General features: G+C 60.6%; 17 protein-coding genes. 8 read left to right on the plus strand and 9 right to left on the minus strand.

From position 1 onward, the window contains the following. The 3 genes from ABN482_RS07440 to ABN482_RS07450 all read left to right on the plus strand — a co-directional run. Positions 1-1,741: DUF3320 domain-containing protein (locus ABN482_RS07440; RefSeq protein WP_349503391.1), on the plus strand; the 1,741-nt coding region annotated here is incomplete at its 5' end. Positions 1,742-1,756: 15 nt separating this feature from the next. Further along, on the plus strand, positions 1,757-2,596 hold the full coding sequence (locus ABN482_RS07445; protein ID WP_349503392.1) for a ferritin-like domain-containing protein: 840 nt from the start codon (positions 1,757-1,759) through the stop codon (positions 2,594-2,596). A 47-nt stretch (positions 2,597-2,643) separates the two neighbouring features. Further along, entirely contained in the window at positions 2,644-3,420 is a 777-nt protein-coding gene (locus ABN482_RS07450; protein WP_349503393.1) for an alpha/beta fold hydrolase, read from the plus strand. A 185-nt stretch (positions 3,421-3,605) separates the two neighbouring features. Here ABN482_RS07450 and ilvC read toward each other — a convergent pair whose 3' ends face one another. The 4 genes from ilvC to ubiM all read right to left on the minus strand — a co-directional run bounded on the left by ilvC (position 3,606) and on the right by ubiM (position 8,515). Next, complete coding sequence (gene ilvC, locus ABN482_RS07455; protein ID WP_109061746.1) at positions 3,606-4,622, minus strand: ketol-acid reductoisomerase; 1,017 nt, start codon at positions 4,620-4,622, stop codon at positions 3,606-3,608. Between the two features lie 98 nt (positions 4,623-4,720). Continuing rightward, entirely contained in the window at positions 4,721-5,212 is a 492-nt protein-coding gene (gene ilvN / locus ABN482_RS07460) for an acetolactate synthase small subunit (RefSeq protein ID WP_109061747.1), read from the minus strand. Positions 5,213-5,221: 9 nt separating this feature from the next. Then, positions 5,222-6,934, minus strand: coding sequence for an acetolactate synthase 3 catalytic subunit (locus ABN482_RS07465; RefSeq protein WP_349503394.1), 1,713 nt, complete (start codon positions 6,932-6,934; stop codon positions 5,222-5,224). A 414-nt stretch (positions 6,935-7,348) separates the two neighbouring features. Further along, on the minus strand, positions 7,349-8,515 hold the full coding sequence (gene ubiM / locus ABN482_RS07470; RefSeq protein ID WP_349503395.1) for a 5-demethoxyubiquinol-8 5-hydroxylase UbiM: 1,167 nt from the start codon (positions 8,513-8,515) through the stop codon (positions 7,349-7,351). Positions 8,516-8,695: 180 nt separating this feature from the next. Between ubiM and argA the strand changes: the two genes are divergently transcribed. The 3 genes from argA (at position 8,696) to ABN482_RS07485 (ending at position 12,394) form a co-directional block, all read left to right on the plus strand. Then, the gene (gene argA, locus ABN482_RS07475; RefSeq protein WP_349503396.1) at positions 8,696-10,054 is read left to right on the plus strand and encodes an amino-acid N-acetyltransferase; all 1,359 of its coding nucleotides are present in this window, start codon (positions 8,696-8,698) and stop codon (positions 10,052-10,054) included. A gap of 65 nt (positions 10,055-10,119) precedes the next feature. Continuing rightward, the gene (locus ABN482_RS07480; RefSeq protein WP_349503397.1) at positions 10,120-10,392 is read left to right on the plus strand and encodes an oxidative damage protection protein; all 273 of its coding nucleotides are present in this window, start codon (positions 10,120-10,122) and stop codon (positions 10,390-10,392) included. Positions 10,393-10,630: 238 nt separating this feature from the next. Further along, a complete protein-coding gene (locus ABN482_RS07485; RefSeq protein WP_349503398.1) occupies positions 10,631-12,394 on the plus strand; it encodes a SulP family inorganic anion transporter in 1,764 nt (587 codons plus the stop codon). A 92-nt stretch (positions 12,395-12,486) separates the two neighbouring features. On the opposite strand, the gene ABN482_RS07490 is transcribed toward ABN482_RS07485, so the two are convergent. Beyond that, positions 12,487-12,891, minus strand: coding sequence for a YidB family protein (locus ABN482_RS07490; protein ID WP_109061753.1), 405 nt, complete (start codon positions 12,889-12,891; stop codon positions 12,487-12,489). 50 nt (positions 12,892-12,941) lie between these two features. Then, complete coding sequence (alr, locus tag ABN482_RS07495; RefSeq protein ID WP_349503399.1) at positions 12,942-14,015, minus strand: alanine racemase; 1,074 nt, start codon at positions 14,013-14,015, stop codon at positions 12,942-12,944. 127 nt (positions 14,016-14,142) lie between these two features. Here alr and ABN482_RS07500 point away from each other — a divergent pair, with 127 nt between their 5' ends. Both ABN482_RS07500 and ABN482_RS07505 read left to right on the plus strand, forming a co-directional pair. Next, positions 14,143-14,610, plus strand: coding sequence for an Lrp/AsnC ligand binding domain-containing protein (locus tag ABN482_RS07500; protein WP_109061755.1), 468 nt, complete (start codon positions 14,143-14,145; stop codon positions 14,608-14,610). 55 nt (positions 14,611-14,665) lie between these two features. Continuing rightward, complete coding sequence (locus ABN482_RS07505; protein ID WP_349503400.1) at positions 14,666-15,106, plus strand: GNAT family N-acetyltransferase; 441 nt, start codon at positions 14,666-14,668, stop codon at positions 15,104-15,106. Positions 15,107-15,158: 52 nt separating this feature from the next. On the opposite strand, the gene ABN482_RS07510 is transcribed toward ABN482_RS07505, so the two are convergent. The 3 genes from ABN482_RS07510 to ABN482_RS07520 are packed head-to-tail and all read right to left on the minus strand — an operon-like array spanning position 15,159 to position 18,874. Beyond that, positions 15,159-16,484: an extracellular solute-binding protein gene (locus ABN482_RS07510; protein WP_349503401.1), complete on the minus strand. Its 1,326-nt coding sequence runs from the start codon at positions 16,482-16,484 to the stop codon at positions 15,159-15,161. A 48-nt stretch (positions 16,485-16,532) separates the two neighbouring features. Next, positions 16,533-17,789, minus strand: a complete 1,257-nt coding sequence (locus ABN482_RS07515; protein ID WP_349503402.1) for a D-amino acid dehydrogenase — start codon at positions 17,787-17,789, stop codon at positions 16,533-16,535. A gap of 38 nt (positions 17,790-17,827) precedes the next feature. Continuing rightward, positions 17,828-18,874, minus strand: a complete 1,047-nt coding sequence (locus ABN482_RS07520) for a CDP-6-deoxy-delta-3,4-glucoseen reductase (protein ID WP_349503403.1) — start codon at positions 18,872-18,874, stop codon at positions 17,828-17,830. Positions 18,875-18,920 lie beyond the last annotated feature (46 nt).

Below are 18,920 nucleotides of genomic sequence, written 5' to 3' on the forward strand. Positions count from 1 at the left end.
CGAGGCTGGAGCTGCCGGCATCCCCACCCACTTGCTGAGCTGGCACTATCGCAGCCGGGATGAAGCGCTGATCGCATTCTCGAATTACCACTACTATGATGGCAGCCTGGTCACTTTCCCATCGCCCAACGCTGACGGCAGCGCGGTACGCCTGCACAAAATCAAGGGTGCCTACATGCGCGGCCAAGGGCGCACAAACCCCGACGAAGCTCGCGCCGTCGTCGCCATGATTCGTGCACGACTCACTTCATGGCTGACCTTACCCGTAACTGAACGTCCTACGCTGGGAGTCATCACCTTCAACGTACAGCAACAGGGTCTGATCCTGGATTTGCTGGATGCCGAGCGACAAGCGAATCCTGAATTCGAATGGTTTTTCTCGGATGACAGGGAAGAAGCACTCATCGTCAAGAATCTGGAAAACATCCAGGGAGATGAACGCGATGTCATGCTATTTTCGATTACCTTCGGTCCGGATCACGCAGGCAAGCTTTCCATGAATTTTGGTGCTCTGAATAACGATGGTGGCGAAAAGCGGCTCAATGTTGCCGTGACACGTGCGCGCGCTGAATTGCATGTTTTCAGCTCCCTATCTGCCGACCAGATCGACCTTAACCGCACTGCTGCCCGAGGCGTCAAAGATCTCAAGGCTTTTCTTGATTTTGCCAACCGGGGTGCGATTGCACTGGCAGCACAAGACGCAGGATCGGTGGGCGGCATAGACTCTCCCTTCGAACAGGCTGTTTATAACGCACTGACGCACAGGGGATGGGAGGTGCATACCCAGATCGGTGTATCCGGTTTTCGTATCGATCTGGGTATCCGCCATCCGGACCATGCCGGCGCATGGCTTGCTGGCGTTGAATGTGATGGTGCCACTTACCACCGCTCAGCGACCGCTCGTGATCGAGATCGGATTCGACAGGCAGTACTTGAAGGACTAGGCTGGCGCATACTGCGCATTTGGTCTACCGATTGGTTCCGGCACCCCTCCGCCACAGCAGAGCGTATTGATGCAGCGCTGCAAGCAGCATTGGCAGAAGACCGCGCCCGCCGAGAAGCAGAAGCAGCCAATGCGCAAATAGCATCTCCTATCCTATCCGCAAATGACATCCAGGAAGCACCAGACACACAATCACAGCCGCAACAAAGCGATCCGATTACTCCCGATACGGCAGAGTCTGACACGACGATAAGTACCAACACAGCAGACGTCACTTCCCCACCCCTCCAGAAATACGCATCAGCACTCGGCCTGACCTCACCCTCCTCCACTACCAGAGGCAGCCTGGATCCTGAACGTTTCTTCGATCACGATTACACCCCAGTGCTGGCAACCCTGGTCCAGGAAATTGTCGCCCGCGAAGCACCGATTTCCGCCCCGGCACTGGCTCGACGTATTGCCCAGGAGCATGGCTGGCAACGCACTGGCAGTCGAATTCAGAAACGCCTTGCCGAACAGCACCCTTTACTGGACAACACAACTGAAAACATGACCCTTTTCCTGTGGAGTGCAGGTCAAGCCGCAAATCGTATCGCCTTCAGAGGATTGAAAGGCCGAACGATACGTGAAATATCACGCACAGAAATCGCATCAGTCGAAGATCAGCATGCAGTACAGATAGCAGATGCGGCAGACCCCGTACTCGAACTGTCACGCCTGCTGGGGATTGCGCGCCTGACTCAGGATACTCGTCACTATCTTGAAGCATGCCGTGCATGGCGTAGCCTGAACTCATAAAGTGATGCTCTAGGCATGTTGATCACCAGCCTCAGCCAGATGAATATCAGTCAACCCGATTGTCTGGCCGCCTGTGCGGTCGATGTCCTGACCACCGCAGACCCTGCACAGAAGACAGCCCGCTCACGTGCCTACGCCCGCGCCTGGCTAAACGCCCGCGCCAGTGGCACTCCCATGCCAATCGGTCAAGCTGCCGCCCCGGACCACCCGGCCCGCCCCGCGGATCCGGAACTCCTGTCGCCAACCCAGGTACCGCGCCGCAATCCCGGCAGCCCACGCGGGCGTATCGCCCTGCTGCACGCCGTGGCCCACATTGAGTTCAACGCCATCGACCTGCACTGGGACATCATCGCCCGCTTTACCGATACCCCCATGCCCCTGGGTTTCTACGACGACTGGGTTCGAGCCGCCGATGACGAATCACGACACTTCCATCTGGTCAACGACTGCCTGATCGCACAGGACAGTGGCTATGGCATGCTTCCTGCCCATGCCGGCATGTGGCGATCTGCCGAGAACACGGCCCATGACCTGATGGGTCGGCTGGCCATCGTGCCCATGGTGCTGGAGGCACGCGGGCTGGACGTGACACCCGCCATGATCGAGATTTTCCGCAAGGCTGGGCAGACCGACGCGCTTGCCGCACTGGAAACCATCTACGCCGAAGAGGTTGCACACGTTGCCTATGGTTCGAAGTGGTTCCATTTTCTGTGCGGACGATATGACCGGGATCCCAAGGAAGCCTTCCATGACAAGGTGCGGCAGTACTTCCGGGGCTCACTCAAGCCGCCTTTCAACGACGAAAAACGGGCGGAGGCCGGATTGCCGCCAGACTTCTATTGGCCGCTGGCCTAAACTGATGCTGTACAAGCATCCACGGTATTCCGTACAAGGGCAACAACATGACAGTCTTCAATCATCGGGACGGCGAGCATCTTCAAATCAACGACGCGCGCATCTACTACGAACAGCAGGGCCATCAGGACGGCCCTGCACTGATCTTCCTGCATGGTGGCCTCGGCGATGTGGAAAGCTTCAACACGCTTGCAGCACACCTGGGCAAGACCTATCGATTGGTAGGCATCGACAGTCGAGGGCAGGGAAAATCTACGCTCGGCTCTTCATCTCTAACCTATAAGCGCATTCAAGAGGATGTAGAAGCCGTGGTCCGGCATCTGGCATTGGCCAATGCCAGCATCATCGGCCACAGCGATGGCGGCATCGCAGCCCTGCGCTTGGCCGCAAGCGGCACTCCATGGATCGACAAGCTCATTACGATTGGCGCGCACTGGGCGTTGTCGGCAAACGACCCGACCCGCGAGATGTACGCGGGCATCACCGCCGCAGATTGGCGCGAGATGTTTCCTGAAGAGGTCGATCGCTACCTGGCATTGAACCCGGAACCTGATTTCGAAAGGCTGATGACGGCGGTGCGCACACTTTGGCTGGACGACAGCGAAGAGAGCTACCCCGGCGAAACCGTGCGTACCATCAGCGCCAGCCTGCTGGTCGTGCGGGGCGATGACGACCCGCTCGTCTCCCGCACCAATGCCGTCGAACTGGCAGACCGTGTGGCAGGGGCCAAGCTTCTGAATCTGCCATTCGCTGATCACTCTGCGCAGGAAAGCCAGTCACAGTGGCTACTGCCGGTGCTGAATGCGTTTCTACAGGCGCAGTAGCAGGTGCGGAACCGCTTCGGCCAGCGATACCGAGACGATACTGATCCAGACGACAATAAGCCCTGCAAACTGCTGGTACTGGCGTCATCGCAAAACAAAAAACCCGGCACCTTTCCAGGCACCGGGTTTTGGATGGCATCCACACCATACCAGGCCTCAAAGGCCCGGCACAGCCTGGAGAACGATCAGTTCTTGGTCTGGTCAACCATCTTGTTGGCAGCGATCCACGGCATCATTGCACGCAGCTTGGCACCGACCTGTTCGATCTGCGAGTCGGCGTTGATGCGACGACGCGAAGTCAGCGTGGGCGCACCGGCAGCGTGTTCGAGGATGAATTTCTTGGCGTATTCGCCAGTCTGGATATCCTTGAGCGCCTGGCGCATGGCCTTGCGGGTTTCTTCGGTCACGACCTTGGGGCCGGTCTCGTACTCGCCGAATTCGGCGTTGTTCGAGATCGAGTAGTTCATGTTGGCGATACCGCCTTCATAGATCAGGTCGACGATCAGCTTGAGTTCGTGCAGGCACTCGAAATAGGCCATTTCGGGTGCGTAGCCGGCTTCCACCAGCGTGTCGAAACCGGCCTTGATCAGTTCGACGGTACCGCCGCACAGCACGGCCTGTTCGCCGAACAGATCGGTTTCAGTCTCTTCACGGAAGTTGGTCTCGATGATGCCGGCACGGCCACCGCCGTTGGCGCTGGCATACGACAGGGCGATATCACGGGCCGCGCCGGACTTGTCCTGGTAGACGGCGATCAGGTGAGGCACGCCGCCGCCCTGGGTATAGGTGGCACGCACGGTGTGGCCGGGGGCCTTGGGCGCAACCATGATCACGTCGATGTCATCGCGCGGCACGACCTGACCATAATGCACGTTGAAACCGTGGGCGAAGGCCAGTGCGGCACCTGCCTTGATGTTGGGAGCTACCTGGTCGCGATACACGGCGGCGATGTTCTCGTCGGGCAGCAGCATCATGACGATGTCGGCAGCCTTGACGGCCTCGGCCACTTCCTTGACTTCCAGGCCGGCGTTGGCGGCCTTGTTCCACGATGCACCGCCCTGGCGCAGGCCAACGATGACCTTGACACCCGAATTGTGCAGGTTCAGCGCATGGGCGTGGCCCTGCGAACCATAACCGATGATGGCGACGGTGCGGCCCTTGATGAGGGACAGATCGCAATCCTTGTCGTAGAAAACCTTCATGTGTGCTCTCCTGTGTATTCAGTCAGATTCAGAAATGGAATATGCATTGCTGCAGAACCGGCCATACAGGGCAACCCACCCTGCATACCGGCGCTGCGTCAGACTTTCAGTACCCGTTCACCCCGGCCGATGCCGGATGCGCCCGTACGGACCGTTTCGAGAATGGCGCTGCGGTCAAGTGCATCGATGAACGCCTGCAGCTTGTCCTGCGCGCCGGTCAGCTCGATGGTATAGGACTTGTCGGTCACGTCGATGATGCTGCCGCGGAAGATATCGGCCATGCGCTTGACCTCTTCACGCTCCTTGCCCACGGCACGGACCTTGATCAGCATCAGCTCACGCTCGATATGCGGACCTTCGGTCAGATCCACCACCTTGACCACGTCGATCAGGCGGTTGAGATGCTTGGTGATCTGCTCGATCACGGCATCCGAACCGGTCGTCACCACCGTCAGGCGCGACAGCGTGGCATCCTCGGTCGGTGCCACGGTCAAGGTCTCGATGTTGTAGCCACGGGCTGAAAACAGCCCCACCACCCGCGACAGCGCGCCGGGTTCGTTCTCCATGAGAACAGAAATCACGTGTCTCATGTCGTCTCCTCAAAGCTCTTGCGAGCCCATCATCATCTCGGTCAGGCCGCGGCCTGCCTTGACCATGGGCCAGACGTTCTCGGTGCGGTCGGTCAGGAAGTCCAGGAACACCAGCCTGTCCTTCAGGGCGAAGGCCTCGCGCAACGCGCCCTCGACATCACCCGGCTTCTCGACGCGCACACCGACATGCCCGAAGCTCTCGACCAGCTTGACGAAATCGGGCAGTGAATCCATGTACGACTCGGAATAGCGCGAACCGTATTCAATTTGCTGCCACTGGCGCACCATGCCCAGGAAACGATTGTTGAGACAGATAATCTTGGGATGAATCCGATACTGCCGGCAGGTTGCCAGTTCCTGGATGTTCATCTGGATCGAGGCCTCGCCGGTGATCACGGCCACCTCGGCATCGGGGTGTGCCATCTTCACGCCCATGGCGTACGGCAGGCCCACGCCCATGGTGCCCAGGCCACCCGAATTGATCCAGCGGCGCGGCTTGTCAAAGCCATAGTATTGCGCCGCCCACATCTGGTGCTGGCCCACGTCGGAAGTGACATAGGCATCGCCACCGGTCACTTCCCAGAGCTTTTGCACCACGAACTGCGGCTTGATGACTTCATCTGAGGATTCGTAGGCCAGGCACTGCTTGCCGCGCCAGGTTTCGATCTGCTGCCACCACTTCTCGAAGCGGCCAGCCTTGGGTGCCTCGGGTGCCGTGCGCATCTGCTCGATCATCTCCTGCAGCACGTCACGGACGTTGCCGACGATGGGCACGTCGACCTTGACGCGCTTGGAGATCGACGACGGATCAACATCGATATGGATGATCTTGCGTGGATTCTGCGCAAAATGACGCGGGTTGCCGATCACACGATCATCGAAGCGCGCGCCGATGGCCAGCAGCACGTCGCAGTGCTGCATCGCCATGTTGGCCTCGTAGGTGCCATGCATGCCGGGCATGCCCACAAAATGCCGATCACTGGCCGGGAACGCACCCAGACCCATCAGGGTATTGGTGCAGGGTGCACCCATCAGGTCAACCAGTTGTCGCAGCTCTTCGGAAGCATTGGACAGGATCACGCCACCACCGGTATAGATCACCGGCCGCTCGGCCTGGCGCAGCATCTGCACGGCCTTCTTGATCTGTCCCTGGTGACCCTTGGTGACAGGCATGTAGGAGCGCAGGTGGATTTCCTCGCGCGACGGCGAGTACTTGCACTGCGCCACCGTGATGTCTTTGGGGATGTCCACCAGCACAGGACCGGGACGGCCGGTACGGGCAATATAGAATGCCTTGCGCATTACATCGGCCAGGTCCTTGACGTCGCGCACCAGGAAATTGTGCTTGACGCAGGGGCGGGTGATACCAACGGTATCGCACTCCTGGAAGGCATCCTCGCCAATCGCTGCCGTGGGAACCTGACCACTGATGATGACCATCGGGATCGAGTCCATGTAGGCCGTAGCAATACCGGTCACGGCATTGGTCAGGCCCGGGCCGCTGGTGACCAGCGCCACGCCGACCTTTTCGGTCGAGCGCGAATAGGCATCGGCCGCGTGCACGGCAGCCTGCTCGTGTCGCACCAGGATGTGTTCGAATTGCTCTTGCTTGTAAATCGCGTCGTAGATGTAGAGCACCGCGCCGCCAGGGTATCCGAAGACGTGCGTCACGCCCTCTTCGGCCAGACAGCGCACGACGATTTCGGCGCCATTGATTTCCATGTTGTATTCCTTTCAAAACCGGCTTTGCGACATCGAGTCTTGCCTGCCAGGGTAAGGCGGCAACATGGTTTGCGCTGATCGGAACAGCACATCAAGGCTTGACGGTTCACGGAACCGGGCTACCTGGATGCCCTGCCGACCCGGCGCGCACCACCCGGGGCGCATCGCAACATTCCGGAGAATGCCTGAGGTCGAAACGGAAGCTGTGGCATCACACGCTTGTGGCGCGGCTCGCAGCAGGTTGTATTAGCGCGTCGTTCCCGGATGATGGCCGGGTTCTTGTCTGCCAATGCATGTGCGACTGATGAATAAGCACATACAAGAAAACGAATTTACCGCGTTGCAGGGGAATGCGCAAACGCTACGCACCCGATCGGTGCGCAAAGTCCCCCGTCAGTAGCGGTACAGCAACGATCAGCCGGTCAGTTGCGACGCCACCATGCGCTTGAAAGGTGCCAGTGCATCGGCCACGCGCAGCACGGCGCTGCGCAACACGCGCGCCGGTGCACGGTCATTGGTGTACAGCGACACCACCAGGTTGGTGGCCGTGTACAGCGGCAGGCTGGTGCGACGATGTGCCCAGGTATAGCTCTCGAGCAGCGAGGCCGCCGCCATGTCCTGGCCGGCACGATGTGCCGCAAGCATCCGCTCGGACAGCAGCTTGACGCTGGTCAGTCCCAGGTTGAAACCATGCGCGGTCACCGGATGCATGCCGACGGCCGCATCACCGATCAGCGCAAAGCGCCTTGCGTGGAACCGCGAGGAATACACGCCGACCAGCGGGTACACCGTACTGACGCTGATGCGTTTCATCGTACCCAGGCGGTGTTCGAAACGGCGCTGGATATCGATATTGAAAGCATCTTCGTCGAGCGCCTGCAACTGCTGCATCTGGCTGTGCGGCAGGGTCAGCACCACCGACGCCTGGTTGCCGTTGAGCGGCAGCAGCGCGCGGGTCTGGCCATAGCCGAACCATTCCCAGGCCACGTGTCCGTGCGGCACATCGTGCTGGGCACGGAACACCATCATGCTCTTGCCATAATCTTTCATGTGGGCAGGAATGCCAAGCGCCCGCCGTGTTTCGGAAAAACGGCTGTCGGCGGCGATCAGCAGCTTGCCGCCGATCACGCGGCCATCCGCCAGGCTGACCGTGCAGCCTTGCTCGTCGGTCGATACGCGCTCGACCTTGACCTCGTCGAGCAACTGGATGCGCTCATTGCCCAGGATATTGGCATACGCCGCCTGGCGAATCAGGTGATTGGGCACCAGCCAGCCCAGTTGGGCCTCGCTGCCTGCCTCTGCCTGGACATGCATGCCATGGCGCGAAGACCCGTCCATCACCTGGGCGTGCTTGAGATCCGAAATTTCTTCGGCTGGAATGCGGTCCCACATCCCCCAGGCCTGCATCAAGCGACGCGACTCGTGTGTCAGGGCGATCTCGCGCCCGTCGAAGGCGGCATCGGCCAGCGCTGCGCGCGACTGACGCTCAAGGAGCGCCACCGAAATGCCTGCCTGCGCAAGTACATGGGCCATGCTCAGGCCGGTCGGGCCGGCCCCGACGATGACTACGTCCACATTCATTTCGCACACGCTCCAGTGTCATGTCAATGGGCTGAATTCTACCGCTTTGTTTCTGCAGGCGGTTTTGATTTCAGACAATGCCATCTTCCATATCCGTCTAAAATAAGCGCCAATCAAAATACGGATACGCTGGCGGCACATGCCGTCCTCCCCAACCCCGACCCGGACTGCCACGACGCCATGACCGATACCCCCGAGCCCGATACCTACTCAGCCCTCGATGCGCCCGAATTCGCGCCGGCTCAGTTCGTTCGATGGTTTCGAGAGGTGGCCCCCTACGTCCACGCCTTTCGCGGCAAGACCTTCGTGGTCGCCTTCGGCGGCGAACTGGTGCAGGCCGGTGCCCTCAATGCGCTGGTACAGGATATCTCGCTGCTATCGTCGCTGGGCATCCGCCTGCTGCTGATTCACGGCTCGGAGCCCCAGGTCAACGAGCAATTGCGCCTCAAGGGCTATTCGCAGCAACTCACGCGCGGCCTCAATATCGTCGATGCCGCCATGCTCGAATGCGCCAAGGAAGCTGCTGGCGAAATCCGCCTCGATATCGAGGCCGCCTTCAGCCAGGGCCTGCCCAATACCCCCATGTCGCATTCCCATGTGCGCGTCGTCTCCGGCAATTTCGTCACCGCACGCCCGCTTGGCGTGATCGGTGGCGTCGACTACCGGCACGCCGGCGTCGCCCGCAAGCTCGACCAGGACGCACTCAAGTTTGCACTGTCGCATGACTCCATCGTGCTCATGTCACCGCTGGGCTTCTCGCCTACCGGCGAGGCCTTCACGCTCGACATGGCCGACCTGGCGACGGCCGCCGCCATCGCGCTGCGCGCAGAGAAGCTCATTTTCCTGACGGGTTCCAGTGGCGTACAGGAAGAAGGCGGTGGCATCGACACCGAGCTGGCGCGCGCCGATGCCGACGCCCTGCTGGCAGGCAGCACGCTTGATGAGGAAACCGCTTTCTACCTGGGGTTTGCCTCGAAGGCGGTCAAGCGCGGCGTGGCACGCGCCCACCTGCTGCCCTACGATCTCGACGGCAGCGTGCTGCTGGAAGTCTTCACCCACGACGGCGTGGGCACCATGGTCGTCGAAGATACGCTTGATGACCTGCGCCCCGCCACCATGGACGACGTCGGTGCCATCATCCGCCTGATCGAACCCCTGGAGGCAGACGGCACGCTGGTCCCTCGCGCCCGCGGCGAAATCGAGCGCGACGTCGAGAAATACACAGTCCTGGAACACGACAGCGTCATTTACGGCTGCGCGGCGCTGTATTTGCATCCCGACGAGAAAATGGCCGAAATGGCCTGCCTGATCGTGCATCCCGACTGGCAGGGCGAAGGCGAAGGCGAGATCCTGCTGCGCCACATCGAGGGCCGTGCCCGTGCGGCAGGCGTCAAGCGCCTGTTCGTGCTGACCACGCGCACCTCGCACTGGTTCATCAAGCGCGGCTTCACTCCCGGCGGCATCAGTGACCTGCCCAGGAGCAAGCAGACCACCTACAATCCGTCGCGCAACAGCTTGATTTTCATCAAACGGCTCTGACAGGCCCGCTTGGGTACAATCAGGCATCGACACCGATTCAATTTTCACATGGGAGCCTGTACGCCATGGCACGTATGATTCAATGCGTCAAACTCAAACGCGAAGCCGAAGGGCTGGACTACCCCCCCTATCCCGGCGAACTGGGCAAACGCATCTGGCAAGAGATTTCCAAGGAAGCCTGGATAGAGTGGACCGGCATCCAGACCCGGCTGGTCAACGAAAACCGCCTCAATCTGGCCGATGCCCGTGCCCGCAAATACATTGCCGAGCAAATGGTGCGCTTCCTGTTCGAAGATCACGACGTCGAGGCGCAGGGTTTCGTACCACCGTCGGCCTGACAAGGGCCTGATGCACGCCCGGCTGATTTTCGCAATTAGACTTAAGGCCATGAAAATCAGCCAAAATCACGCATCTTCACACAAAACCGTACTTACGGCGTAGAATAAGAAAACTTACAAAATCCTATGCCTGCTGGCGCCCAGACATCCTGGCATGCCCGAACGCCTGCGACATGATTTCCGTTGTGCAACCGACTGACTGCAAGCGCAGTCAGTCGTTTTCGTTATCGGCTTCATCATGCGTACATCCTCTTCTCCCCGGAAAGCTTCTGCCTTCCACCTGGCTCGCTTCCGGCCAGAACTGCTCAAGATCATCGGCCATTACAGCCGTGACCGGCTGGGACGCGATATCGGTGCCGGCATCACGGTCGGCGTCGTCGCCCTGCCGCTGGCCATGGCCTTTGCGATTGCCAGCGGCGTCAATCCGGAAGCCGGCCTGTTCACCGCCGTGCTGGGTGGACTGCTGGTCTCGCTGCTGGGGGGCTCGCGGGTGCAGATTGGCGGCCCGGCCGGTGCCTTCATCGTGGTCGTATACGGCATCATCGAGCAATACGGCCTGGCCAACCTGCTGATCAGCACCATACTGGCCGGTATCCTGCTGTTCCTGCTGGGCCTGTTCAAGCTCGGCACACTGGTGCGTTTCGTGCCGTTGCCCATCGTAGTCGGCTTCACCAACGGCATCGCCATCCTGATCGGACTGACCCAGGTCAAGGATTTTCTCGGGCTGAATATCGCCAAGGTGCCAGCGGATTTCTTTTCCCAATTGCATGCCATCGGTACACACATCCAGACCGTATCGCTCTTTTCGGTCGGACTGGGAGCCGCCTGCCTGCTGTTGCTGGCCCTCTGGCCGCGTCCCGGCAACCCATTGCGACCAGGCCGCCTGGCGCAGGCCACGCGCCGCATGCTGCCAAAGGCATTTCCGGCACAGGGGCTGCACAATACGCTCCAGCGCATTCCTGGCACCGTCGTGGTGCTGGTGCTGGCCACGCTCGCCACCTGGCTGTTCACACTGCCCGTCGATACCATAGGCAACCGTTTCGGCGGCATTCCGCAGAGCCTGCCGCCCTTCGAACTGCCCGAGTTTTCCTGGCTCACGGTCAAGCAGTTGTTCGGGCCCACCATTACCATTGCCGTGCTGTGCGCCATCGAATCCCTGCTGTGCGCACGCGTGGCCGACGTCATGACAGGCGACCGTCACGACCCCAACCAGGAACTGATGGCTCAGGGCGTCGCCAATGCCGTCGTGCCCTTCTTCGGCGGCATCCCGGTCACCGGCACCATTGCCCGTACCGTCACCAACATTCGCGCCGGCGCAACAAGCCCGGTTGCCGGCTGCGTGCACGCCCTGACACTGCTGGTCATCATGCTGGTCGCAGCACCACTCGCCGTGCATGTGCCGATGGCAGCGCTGGCCGCCATCCTGATGATGGTCGCCTGGAACATGGGTGAATGGCGTGCCTTTGCCAGTCTGAAACGCTTCCCGCTGTCGCATCGCATCATCATGCTGGGGACGTTCCTGCTGACGGTGGTCTTTGATCTGACCGTCGCCATACAGGTCGGCCTCGGACTGGCATGCGTATTCTTTATCGTACACATGGCGGCGACCACACACGTACGACGCATCGCTCTGGATCAGGAGGCTCCGGACCTCGCCGAGCAGGTGCACGTCTGGGCGCTGTACGGCACATTATTCTTTGGTTCGACCGACAAGATCGAGCCGCTCGAAGCCGCCACACAGCCACCGCCAGCCATCACGATCCTGGACCTGACTTCATTGGTCAAGCTGGACTCCAGCGGACTGGATGCGCTCGATCACCTGCGTCAGCACCTGCAGCAGAAAGGCAGCCAACTGATGGTATGCGGACTGGCAGCGCAGCCCGAAATAGAAATGAAGCGTTATGGCTTTCTGGACAAGCTGGGTGCCAGCCACGTTGCCTGGGACCTGAAGGACGCGCTCGAACGCAGCCGCCATCTGCTCCAGTCCGCACCGACTGCCTGACAACAGACAGCCCGCGGCGGGCCAGCATCGCTACCGAAGGCGGGAACGGCTTCTGATCCCGCCGTCCACCTTCCTTGGCACCCTTCCTGTGCCTACTTGAGCAGACCGGACAAGGCCCCCAGCAAACCGCCGGAATTCAGGGCCTGTTCGTCAGGCTGCCCAGCCGGTGTGGCCTTGTCCACCACTTGCGGCAACAGCGATGTGAGCAGGCTCAGCACCGAACCATTGTCCTGGCCCGAGGCCTGACTCAGTGCGCCAATCATGCTGTCGGGCAACACAGCGCGCAACTGATCGGCACTGACCGGCAGATTCTGGCCGGAACCGATCCACGACGTCACGATTTCGCCCAGTCCCCCTTTACGGAAACTCTCGATCAGACCAGTCAGACCGCCGGGATATTTCTTGATCTGTTCGATCAGAGCAGGCAGCAGGCTCGCCGCCGACAGAGGGGACTGGCCACCGCCCAGAGCCGAAGCAAGGGATCCGAGGATATTCATGAGACGCTCCTGTATGCGTAGATAAGAAGCGCCAGTCTAGCGCAGGCGGTTCAGCCCTGGTACTCGAATGCCACCCGCTTGACATTGCATAGCAATTCATAGGAGATTGTGCCCACGGCTGCGGCAATCTCACCAACGGGAATGTGCGGCCCCCAGAACTCGGCCCAATCGCCCGAACCCGCCTCCGGCAGATCAGTCAGATCGACCATCAGCATGTCCATGCAGACACGCCCGACCAATCGTGTACGCTGCCCCCGGACCCAGACTGCCGTGCCTGTGGGCGCACTGCGCGGATAGCCATCTGCATAGCCCAGCGCCACCAATCCGATACGCGTACGACGCTCGGCCACAAAAGTAGCGCCATAACTGAGCGCATCCCCCGGCTCCAGCCAGCGTTCGGCAAAGATGCCGGCCTCCAGCGTCATCACGGCACGCAAGTCAGGATGCGACCGGGTCTGTTCGACCGGATCCACCCCATACAGCGAAATTCCCTGCCGTCCCCAATCGCCATAAGCCGTCGGCCAGGCCTGTATGGCAGCAGAGTTGCTCAGGCTGCGCCCGCCTTCGAGCCCGGCCGTGGCCTGGTTGAATCGTTCGATCTGGCGCTGGGTGGCCTCGATGGCAAGGTCATCGGCCTGCGCAAAGTGGGTCATGAAAGTGATATGCCCGACCTTGCCGCTCTCGAGCAGGCGTCGATGGATGGCAGCCACCGCGTCGGGCGCAAAGCCCACGCGGTGCATGCCGGTATCGATTTTCAGCCAGACATGCAGTGACCGGTCCGCAGGTAGGTCGAGACGTTCGATCTGCTCGACCTGCGCCAGTTGGTGCACGACAGGCCAGATATCCAGGACAACGCATTGCTGCAGTTCATCCATGTCGAAACAGCCCTCAAGGCTGAGCAAGGGCCCCTGGATGCCGGCCTCGCGCAAGGCCACGCCTTCGGCCACGAAAGCCACGGCAAAACCATCGGCCGTCTGCTGCAAGGCCTGTGCACAGGGAATGGCACCGTGCCCGTAGCCATTGGCCTTGAGTACCGCCATGACCTGGCCGCCATGCGTCTGCCGGGCCACGCCGTAATTGTGTCTGAGAGCCGATAGATCAATCCGGGCGCGTGCGGGTCGCATGAAAAATCCTGATTAACGGGAAAATCGAAAGTCTAGCCCATTCAGGGCAGTGCCAATCACTGTTTTTTTGACTGGATACAGACAGTTCCACTACCATAACGCTACCCTCATCCTGGATACAAGTGAAATGCGCCAACTCGACCGCACCGACCGCAAGATCCTCGATATCCTGCAGCGCCAGGGTCGCATTTCCATCACCGAACTGGCCGACAAGGTCAATCTTTCTGCCACACCCTGCGCAGAACGGGTCAAGCGCCTGGAGCGGGAAAACGTGATCACCGGCTACCATGCCCGGGTCAATCCGCTCGCTCTGGAAAAATCCCTGCTGGTCTTCCTGGAGATCAAGCTTTCCGCCAAGTCCGGCAACGTCTTCGACAAGGTCCGCGAGGCACTGCGCGACGTGCCTGAAGTCATGGAGTGCCATCTGGTATCGGGAGACTTCGACTATCTGGTCAAGGCACGGCTGCACGCCATGAGCGACTATCGCCAGTTGCTGGGCGACATCCTCAAGCGCCTGCCCGCAGCGGCCGAATCCCGCAGCAGCATCGTGATGGAAGAAATCAAGGAAAGTACGTATCTGTCGACGGCGGATTGAATATGATGCAGCAAAGGCTGCCTAAACCATCCCCTATAGCAGGCAGGATCTCATCATGAAAGGCAACATCGGCGCAGTGCAGGAACACGATTTCGATACGCTCACAGGGCTATGGGAGGCCTCCGTCAGAGCAACCCATACCTTCCTCAAAGAAACTGACATCGTCTGGCTCCGCCCCCGCATCCGCAACCACTATCTCATTCATGTCGAACTACACGCCTTCAGGGACGAGCATCACGCGATTCTCGGTTTCGTAGGAGTTGCCAACGCGAAGATTGAAATGCTGTTCATCGCGCCACAGGCACAGGGCAAAGGCATCGGCAAGCAGTTGCTGCAATATGCGATCCATCACATGAAAGCTGTAGAGCTGGATGTCAATGAACAGAACCCTGATGCCGTGGGGTTTTATCAGCATCAGGGGTTTGAAATCGTGGGGCGATCACCTCGCGATGGACAGGGACAACCATTTCCGCTGTTGCATATGCGACTGAAATAAAAACCGCCGCAAATGCGGCGGTTCATCCTTCAACTCACGACAAACCCAGCACTCAGCGGCGCTGCATCACCGAGTTGGCCTGCGAGGCTGCCTGGCTCAATGCCAGCGAAGGCGGGACGCCATCCTGCAACGCAGCGTTGAGTTCACGATCCAGCAACACCCGGGCCTGCGCATAGTGCGGCAGGCGGAAGCTGCGGCTGACCTGGGCACCACGCCCGCTCAGGCTGTTCACAACGCTTTGCGCACCCGGGATGCGATCGTAGTACGACACATCGGAGGCCCGGAAAGCAGCTTCGGTCAGCGGCAGGAAACCGGTTTGCTGATGCCAGCGTGCCGCGTTGACCGGCTTGGCCAGCCAGCCCAGGAAATCGACGACGGCGCGTTCCTGGTCGCGACCATGGCCGGCCACGGCCCAGAATGCCGAACCGCTGACGAAAGGTGCGCCGGGATTGCTGGTTGCCTGCGGATAATATGGCAGCGGTGCCACGCCAAATGACAACCCAGGCGCAGCAAGAAATGCGCCAACCGCACCGGAGCCACTGGTCAGGACGCCGCACTGGCCGCTGGCGAACAGGTCATCCGGTTGCTGGTCATTGCTGTGCATGGTCAGCAGCATCGACTTGGTCCAGCTCGACATCAGGGCAAGGTGGCGGGCGTACAGTACGTTGAACTGCAGCGCAGGCACACCGTTGCCAAAACCATTGTTGTTGGCCGAATAAAGCTGATTGTTGACCGGCGCAAGATTCTCGAGGTGAACCGATACCTGCTTGCTGGTGGCATACGGACACATCACGCCGCTGTCGCGCAGGGCCAGCAACTGGGCCTGCAATTCAGACCAGGTACGGGCCGGAACGTTGGGATCCAGGCCGGCCTTGACGAACAGGTCGCGGTTGTAGAACATGAGCGGCACTTCGGCCATCCAGGGAAAGGCCAGCAGGCGGCCCTGACGGTCACGGGTAAAACCGGCCGTCTGCGACAGGAACCAGTCGCTGTCAGGCAGCGGATTGCGCGACAACAGCGTATGCAACGGCAGGATGGCGCGATGCTGGGCAGTCACCTCGGGCGAATGTTCGTCATCGAGCTGGATCAGGTTGGGCGTCTGCTTGGCCGCCACCGCCGCCCCGGCCTCGCCCTGCAATGCAGCCTGCGTCTCAAAGCCCTTGAGGCTGACGTGAACGCTGTCCTGTTCCTTGTTGTACTGCTTGACCAGTTCCTCGAACTCGGCACGATTGGCACTGGAAAGTGAATGCCAGACCTGGATATCCACGGGTGCAGCCTGTACGACCGCGCAGCTGAACAGCCCGGCGCAGGCCACGCTGATCTGCCGCCACAGGCGAACCGCGTGCGGCAGACGATGGAGTTTGGAATGATTATTCATGTATGACGCCAGAGAGACGTTGATGACGCGAGAACGGATGGCTGGAACTCAGCCACCCAGGAAAGGAAACTCGGGTTCGGGCTGCCGGCCGCTGAGCAAATCGGCCAGGGCACGCCCCGATCCGACCCCCATGGTCCAGCCCAGTGTACCGTGGCCGGTATTCAGGTAGAGATTATTGATGCGCGTACGCCCGATGAGCGGGATGTTGGACGGTGTGGACGGACGCAGGCCGCTCCAGAAACTGACATCGTCGAAATCCAGGGCATGCGGGAAATACTCGCGGGCCAGTTGCTTCATGGCCTCGCAACGCGCCGTGTTGAGCGTGCGGCTGTAGCCCGCAAGCTCGGCGGTACCCGCCATGCGCAAGCGATCACCCAGCCGCGAATAGACGATCTTGTGGGCACTGTCGGTCAGGCTGACCGTGGGAGCCTGCTCGGGATTGACGACACGGAAGGTCGCCGAATAGCCCTTGGTCGGGTAGACCATGCAGGACACCCCCAGCGGGCGTACCAGGGCTGGCGTATGGCTGCCCAATGCCGCCACGAAGGCATCTGCCCGCAGCGTGCGGTAGGCCCCCTCGGCGTCGATCAATTCGGCCCCGGCGATACGACCGGCTTCGGGCAGCAGGCGCGTGACCTGCGTGTCGTACAGGAACTGCACGCCTGCCTGCTCGGCCTTGCGGGCCAATGCCACGGTAAACAGGTGCACATCGCCGCTTTCATCCTCGGCAGTGTAGTCGCCACCGACGATGCGGCTGCGATTGGGTGCCAGCGCCGGCTCGATCGAGATAACCTCGTCAGCGGACACAATGCGCCTGTCGACGCCGAAATCGCGCATCACGCTGGCCGATTTCTGCGAGGCATCGAATTCTTCGTGGGAAGTATAGAAATTGAGAATGCCACGCTCCAGGTGATCGTATTCGATCCCCAGCGCCGAGCGCATCTGCTGCAGCGTGCCGCGACTGTACTCTGCCATCCTTACCATGGCACGGATATTGCGATTCAGACGCCCGGGCAGGCACTCGCGCATGAAAGCCAGCCCCCATTGCCATTGCCGCCAGTCGAGCTGTGGGCGGAACAGCAGGGGAGCATCATCGCGCAGCATCCACTTGAGCAGTTTGAGAGGTGCCTGTGGATTGGCCCAGGGCTCGGCGTAGGACACCGAGATCTGCGATCCATTGGCAAAGCTGGTTTCCTGTGCCGGGCCATGGCTGCGATCCACGACCACCACTTCATGTCCGGCCTGACGGAGCCACCAGGCGGTCGATACGCCGATGATCCCGCTACCCAATACTGCGACTTTCATGTGTGCGATTCCTCTCGAACAAGACGCGCTGGCAAAGTTTAACCTGCCTGCACGGCGGTGTCTGCCAAAGAGGTAAAAGCATCAGCATAAAATGCATCGGCAGGCAACCCGCACTGGGTCATGAAGTCGCGGCGGGCCGCCTCCACCATGGCCGGCGCGCCACAGGCGTAAACCTCGCTGCCGGACAGATCGGGCATATCCTGCATGACCGCCTGGTGCACGAAGCCGGTACGCCCCTGCCAACCGTCGTCGGGCTGCGCATTGGAGATCACCGGGACATAGCGGAAACCCGGCAGCGCCTGCGCCCACTCACGGGCCAGCGCATCCAGGTACAGGTCGGACGGACGACGTCCGCCCCAATAGAGAACGACCGGGCGCGATATGCCGACATGGATCATGTGCTCTACCATGGCCTTGACCGGCGCGAATCCGGTGCCGCTGGCCAGCAGCACGACGGGCCGCCGGCTGTCCTCGCGCAGGTGGAAGGATCCGAAAGGCCCTTCCAGGCGCAGGATCTCGCGATCCTTCATCTGGGTGGCCCCGGCACCGAACACATGATCTGTGAACAGGCCACCCGGCATGTGCCGGATATGCAGTTCGAGCGGCCCATCGACATGAGGCGCACGTGCCATGGAGTAGCTGCGGCGACTGCCATCTCGCAGGATCACGTCGACATATTGGCCGGCATGGAAGCGGAATGGATCACCTGCCGGCAATTGCAATGTCAGACGCATGACATCGGCGGCCAGCGGTTCCCGCTGGATCACCCGTACCGGCAATTTGCGGATCTGGATATCTGTCGCCAGCCTGACCTCGCTCACCTCGATCTGCATGTCGGACAGGGGTCTGGCCTGGCAGAACAGGGTGTAGCCCGCCCCCAGCTCATCGATCGTCAGCGTCTGGGCAGGCGCAGGACCGGCATCATATTCACCGGCCAGCACGCGTCCCTTGCAGCTCGAACAGCCGCCGGTACGACAACCATAGGGAATCACCAGGCCGGCAGCCAGGGCCCCATCAAGAACCGTCTGGCCTGCGGCAACGGCAAAGACATGCCCGGAAGGCTGCACTGCTACTTGAAAACTCATATATCTCACATGACCCAGCACAATATTGCGGGCATTATAAATCCGT

This window comes from Corticimicrobacter sp., assembly GCF_040137905.1.
In the GTDB taxonomy this organism is placed as follows: Bacteria; Pseudomonadota; Gammaproteobacteria; order Burkholderiales; family Burkholderiaceae_B; genus Corticimicrobacter.

Coding starts and splice junctions, on each gene's coding strand:
- ABN482_RS07445 (WP_349503392.1), top strand. CDS start 1,757: ATGTTGATCACCAGCCTCAGCCAGATGAATATCAGTCAACCCGATTGT.
- ABN482_RS07450 (WP_349503393.1), top strand. CDS start 2,644: ATGACAGTCTTCAATCATCGGGACGGCGAGCATCTTCAAATCAACGAC.
- ilvC (WP_109061746.1), bottom strand. CDS start 4,622: ATGAAGGTTTTCTACGACAAGGATTGCGATCTGTCCCTCATCAAGGGC.
- ilvN (WP_109061747.1), bottom strand. CDS start 5,212: ATGAGACACGTGATTTCTGTTCTCATGGAGAACGAACCCGGCGCGCTG.
- ABN482_RS07465 (WP_349503394.1), bottom strand. CDS start 6,934: ATGGAAATCAATGGCGCCGAAATCGTCGTGCGCTGTCTGGCCGAAGAG.
- ubiM (WP_349503395.1), bottom strand. CDS start 8,515: ATGAATGTGGACGTAGTCATCGTCGGGGCCGGCCCGACCGGCCTGAGC.
- argA (WP_349503396.1), top strand. CDS start 8,696: ATGACCGATACCCCCGAGCCCGATACCTACTCAGCCCTCGATGCGCCC.
- ABN482_RS07480 (WP_349503397.1), top strand. CDS start 10,120: ATGGCACGTATGATTCAATGCGTCAAACTCAAACGCGAAGCCGAAGGG.
- ABN482_RS07485 (WP_349503398.1), top strand. CDS start 10,631: ATGCGTACATCCTCTTCTCCCCGGAAAGCTTCTGCCTTCCACCTGGCT.
- ABN482_RS07490 (WP_109061753.1), bottom strand. CDS start 12,891: ATGAATATCCTCGGATCCCTTGCTTCGGCTCTGGGCGGTGGCCAGTCC.
- alr (WP_349503399.1), bottom strand. CDS start 14,015: ATGCGACCCGCACGCGCCCGGATTGATCTATCGGCTCTCAGACACAAT.
- ABN482_RS07500 (WP_109061755.1), top strand. CDS start 14,143: ATGCGCCAACTCGACCGCACCGACCGCAAGATCCTCGATATCCTGCAG.
- ABN482_RS07505 (WP_349503400.1), top strand. CDS start 14,666: ATGAAAGGCAACATCGGCGCAGTGCAGGAACACGATTTCGATACGCTC.
- ABN482_RS07510 (WP_349503401.1), bottom strand. CDS start 16,484: ATGAATAATCATTCCAAACTCCATCGTCTGCCGCACGCGGTTCGCCTG.
- ABN482_RS07515 (WP_349503402.1), bottom strand. CDS start 17,789: ATGAAAGTCGCAGTATTGGGTAGCGGGATCATCGGCGTATCGACCGCC.
- ABN482_RS07520 (WP_349503403.1), bottom strand. CDS start 18,874: ATGAGTTTTCAAGTAGCAGTGCAGCCTTCCGGGCATGTCTTTGCCGTT.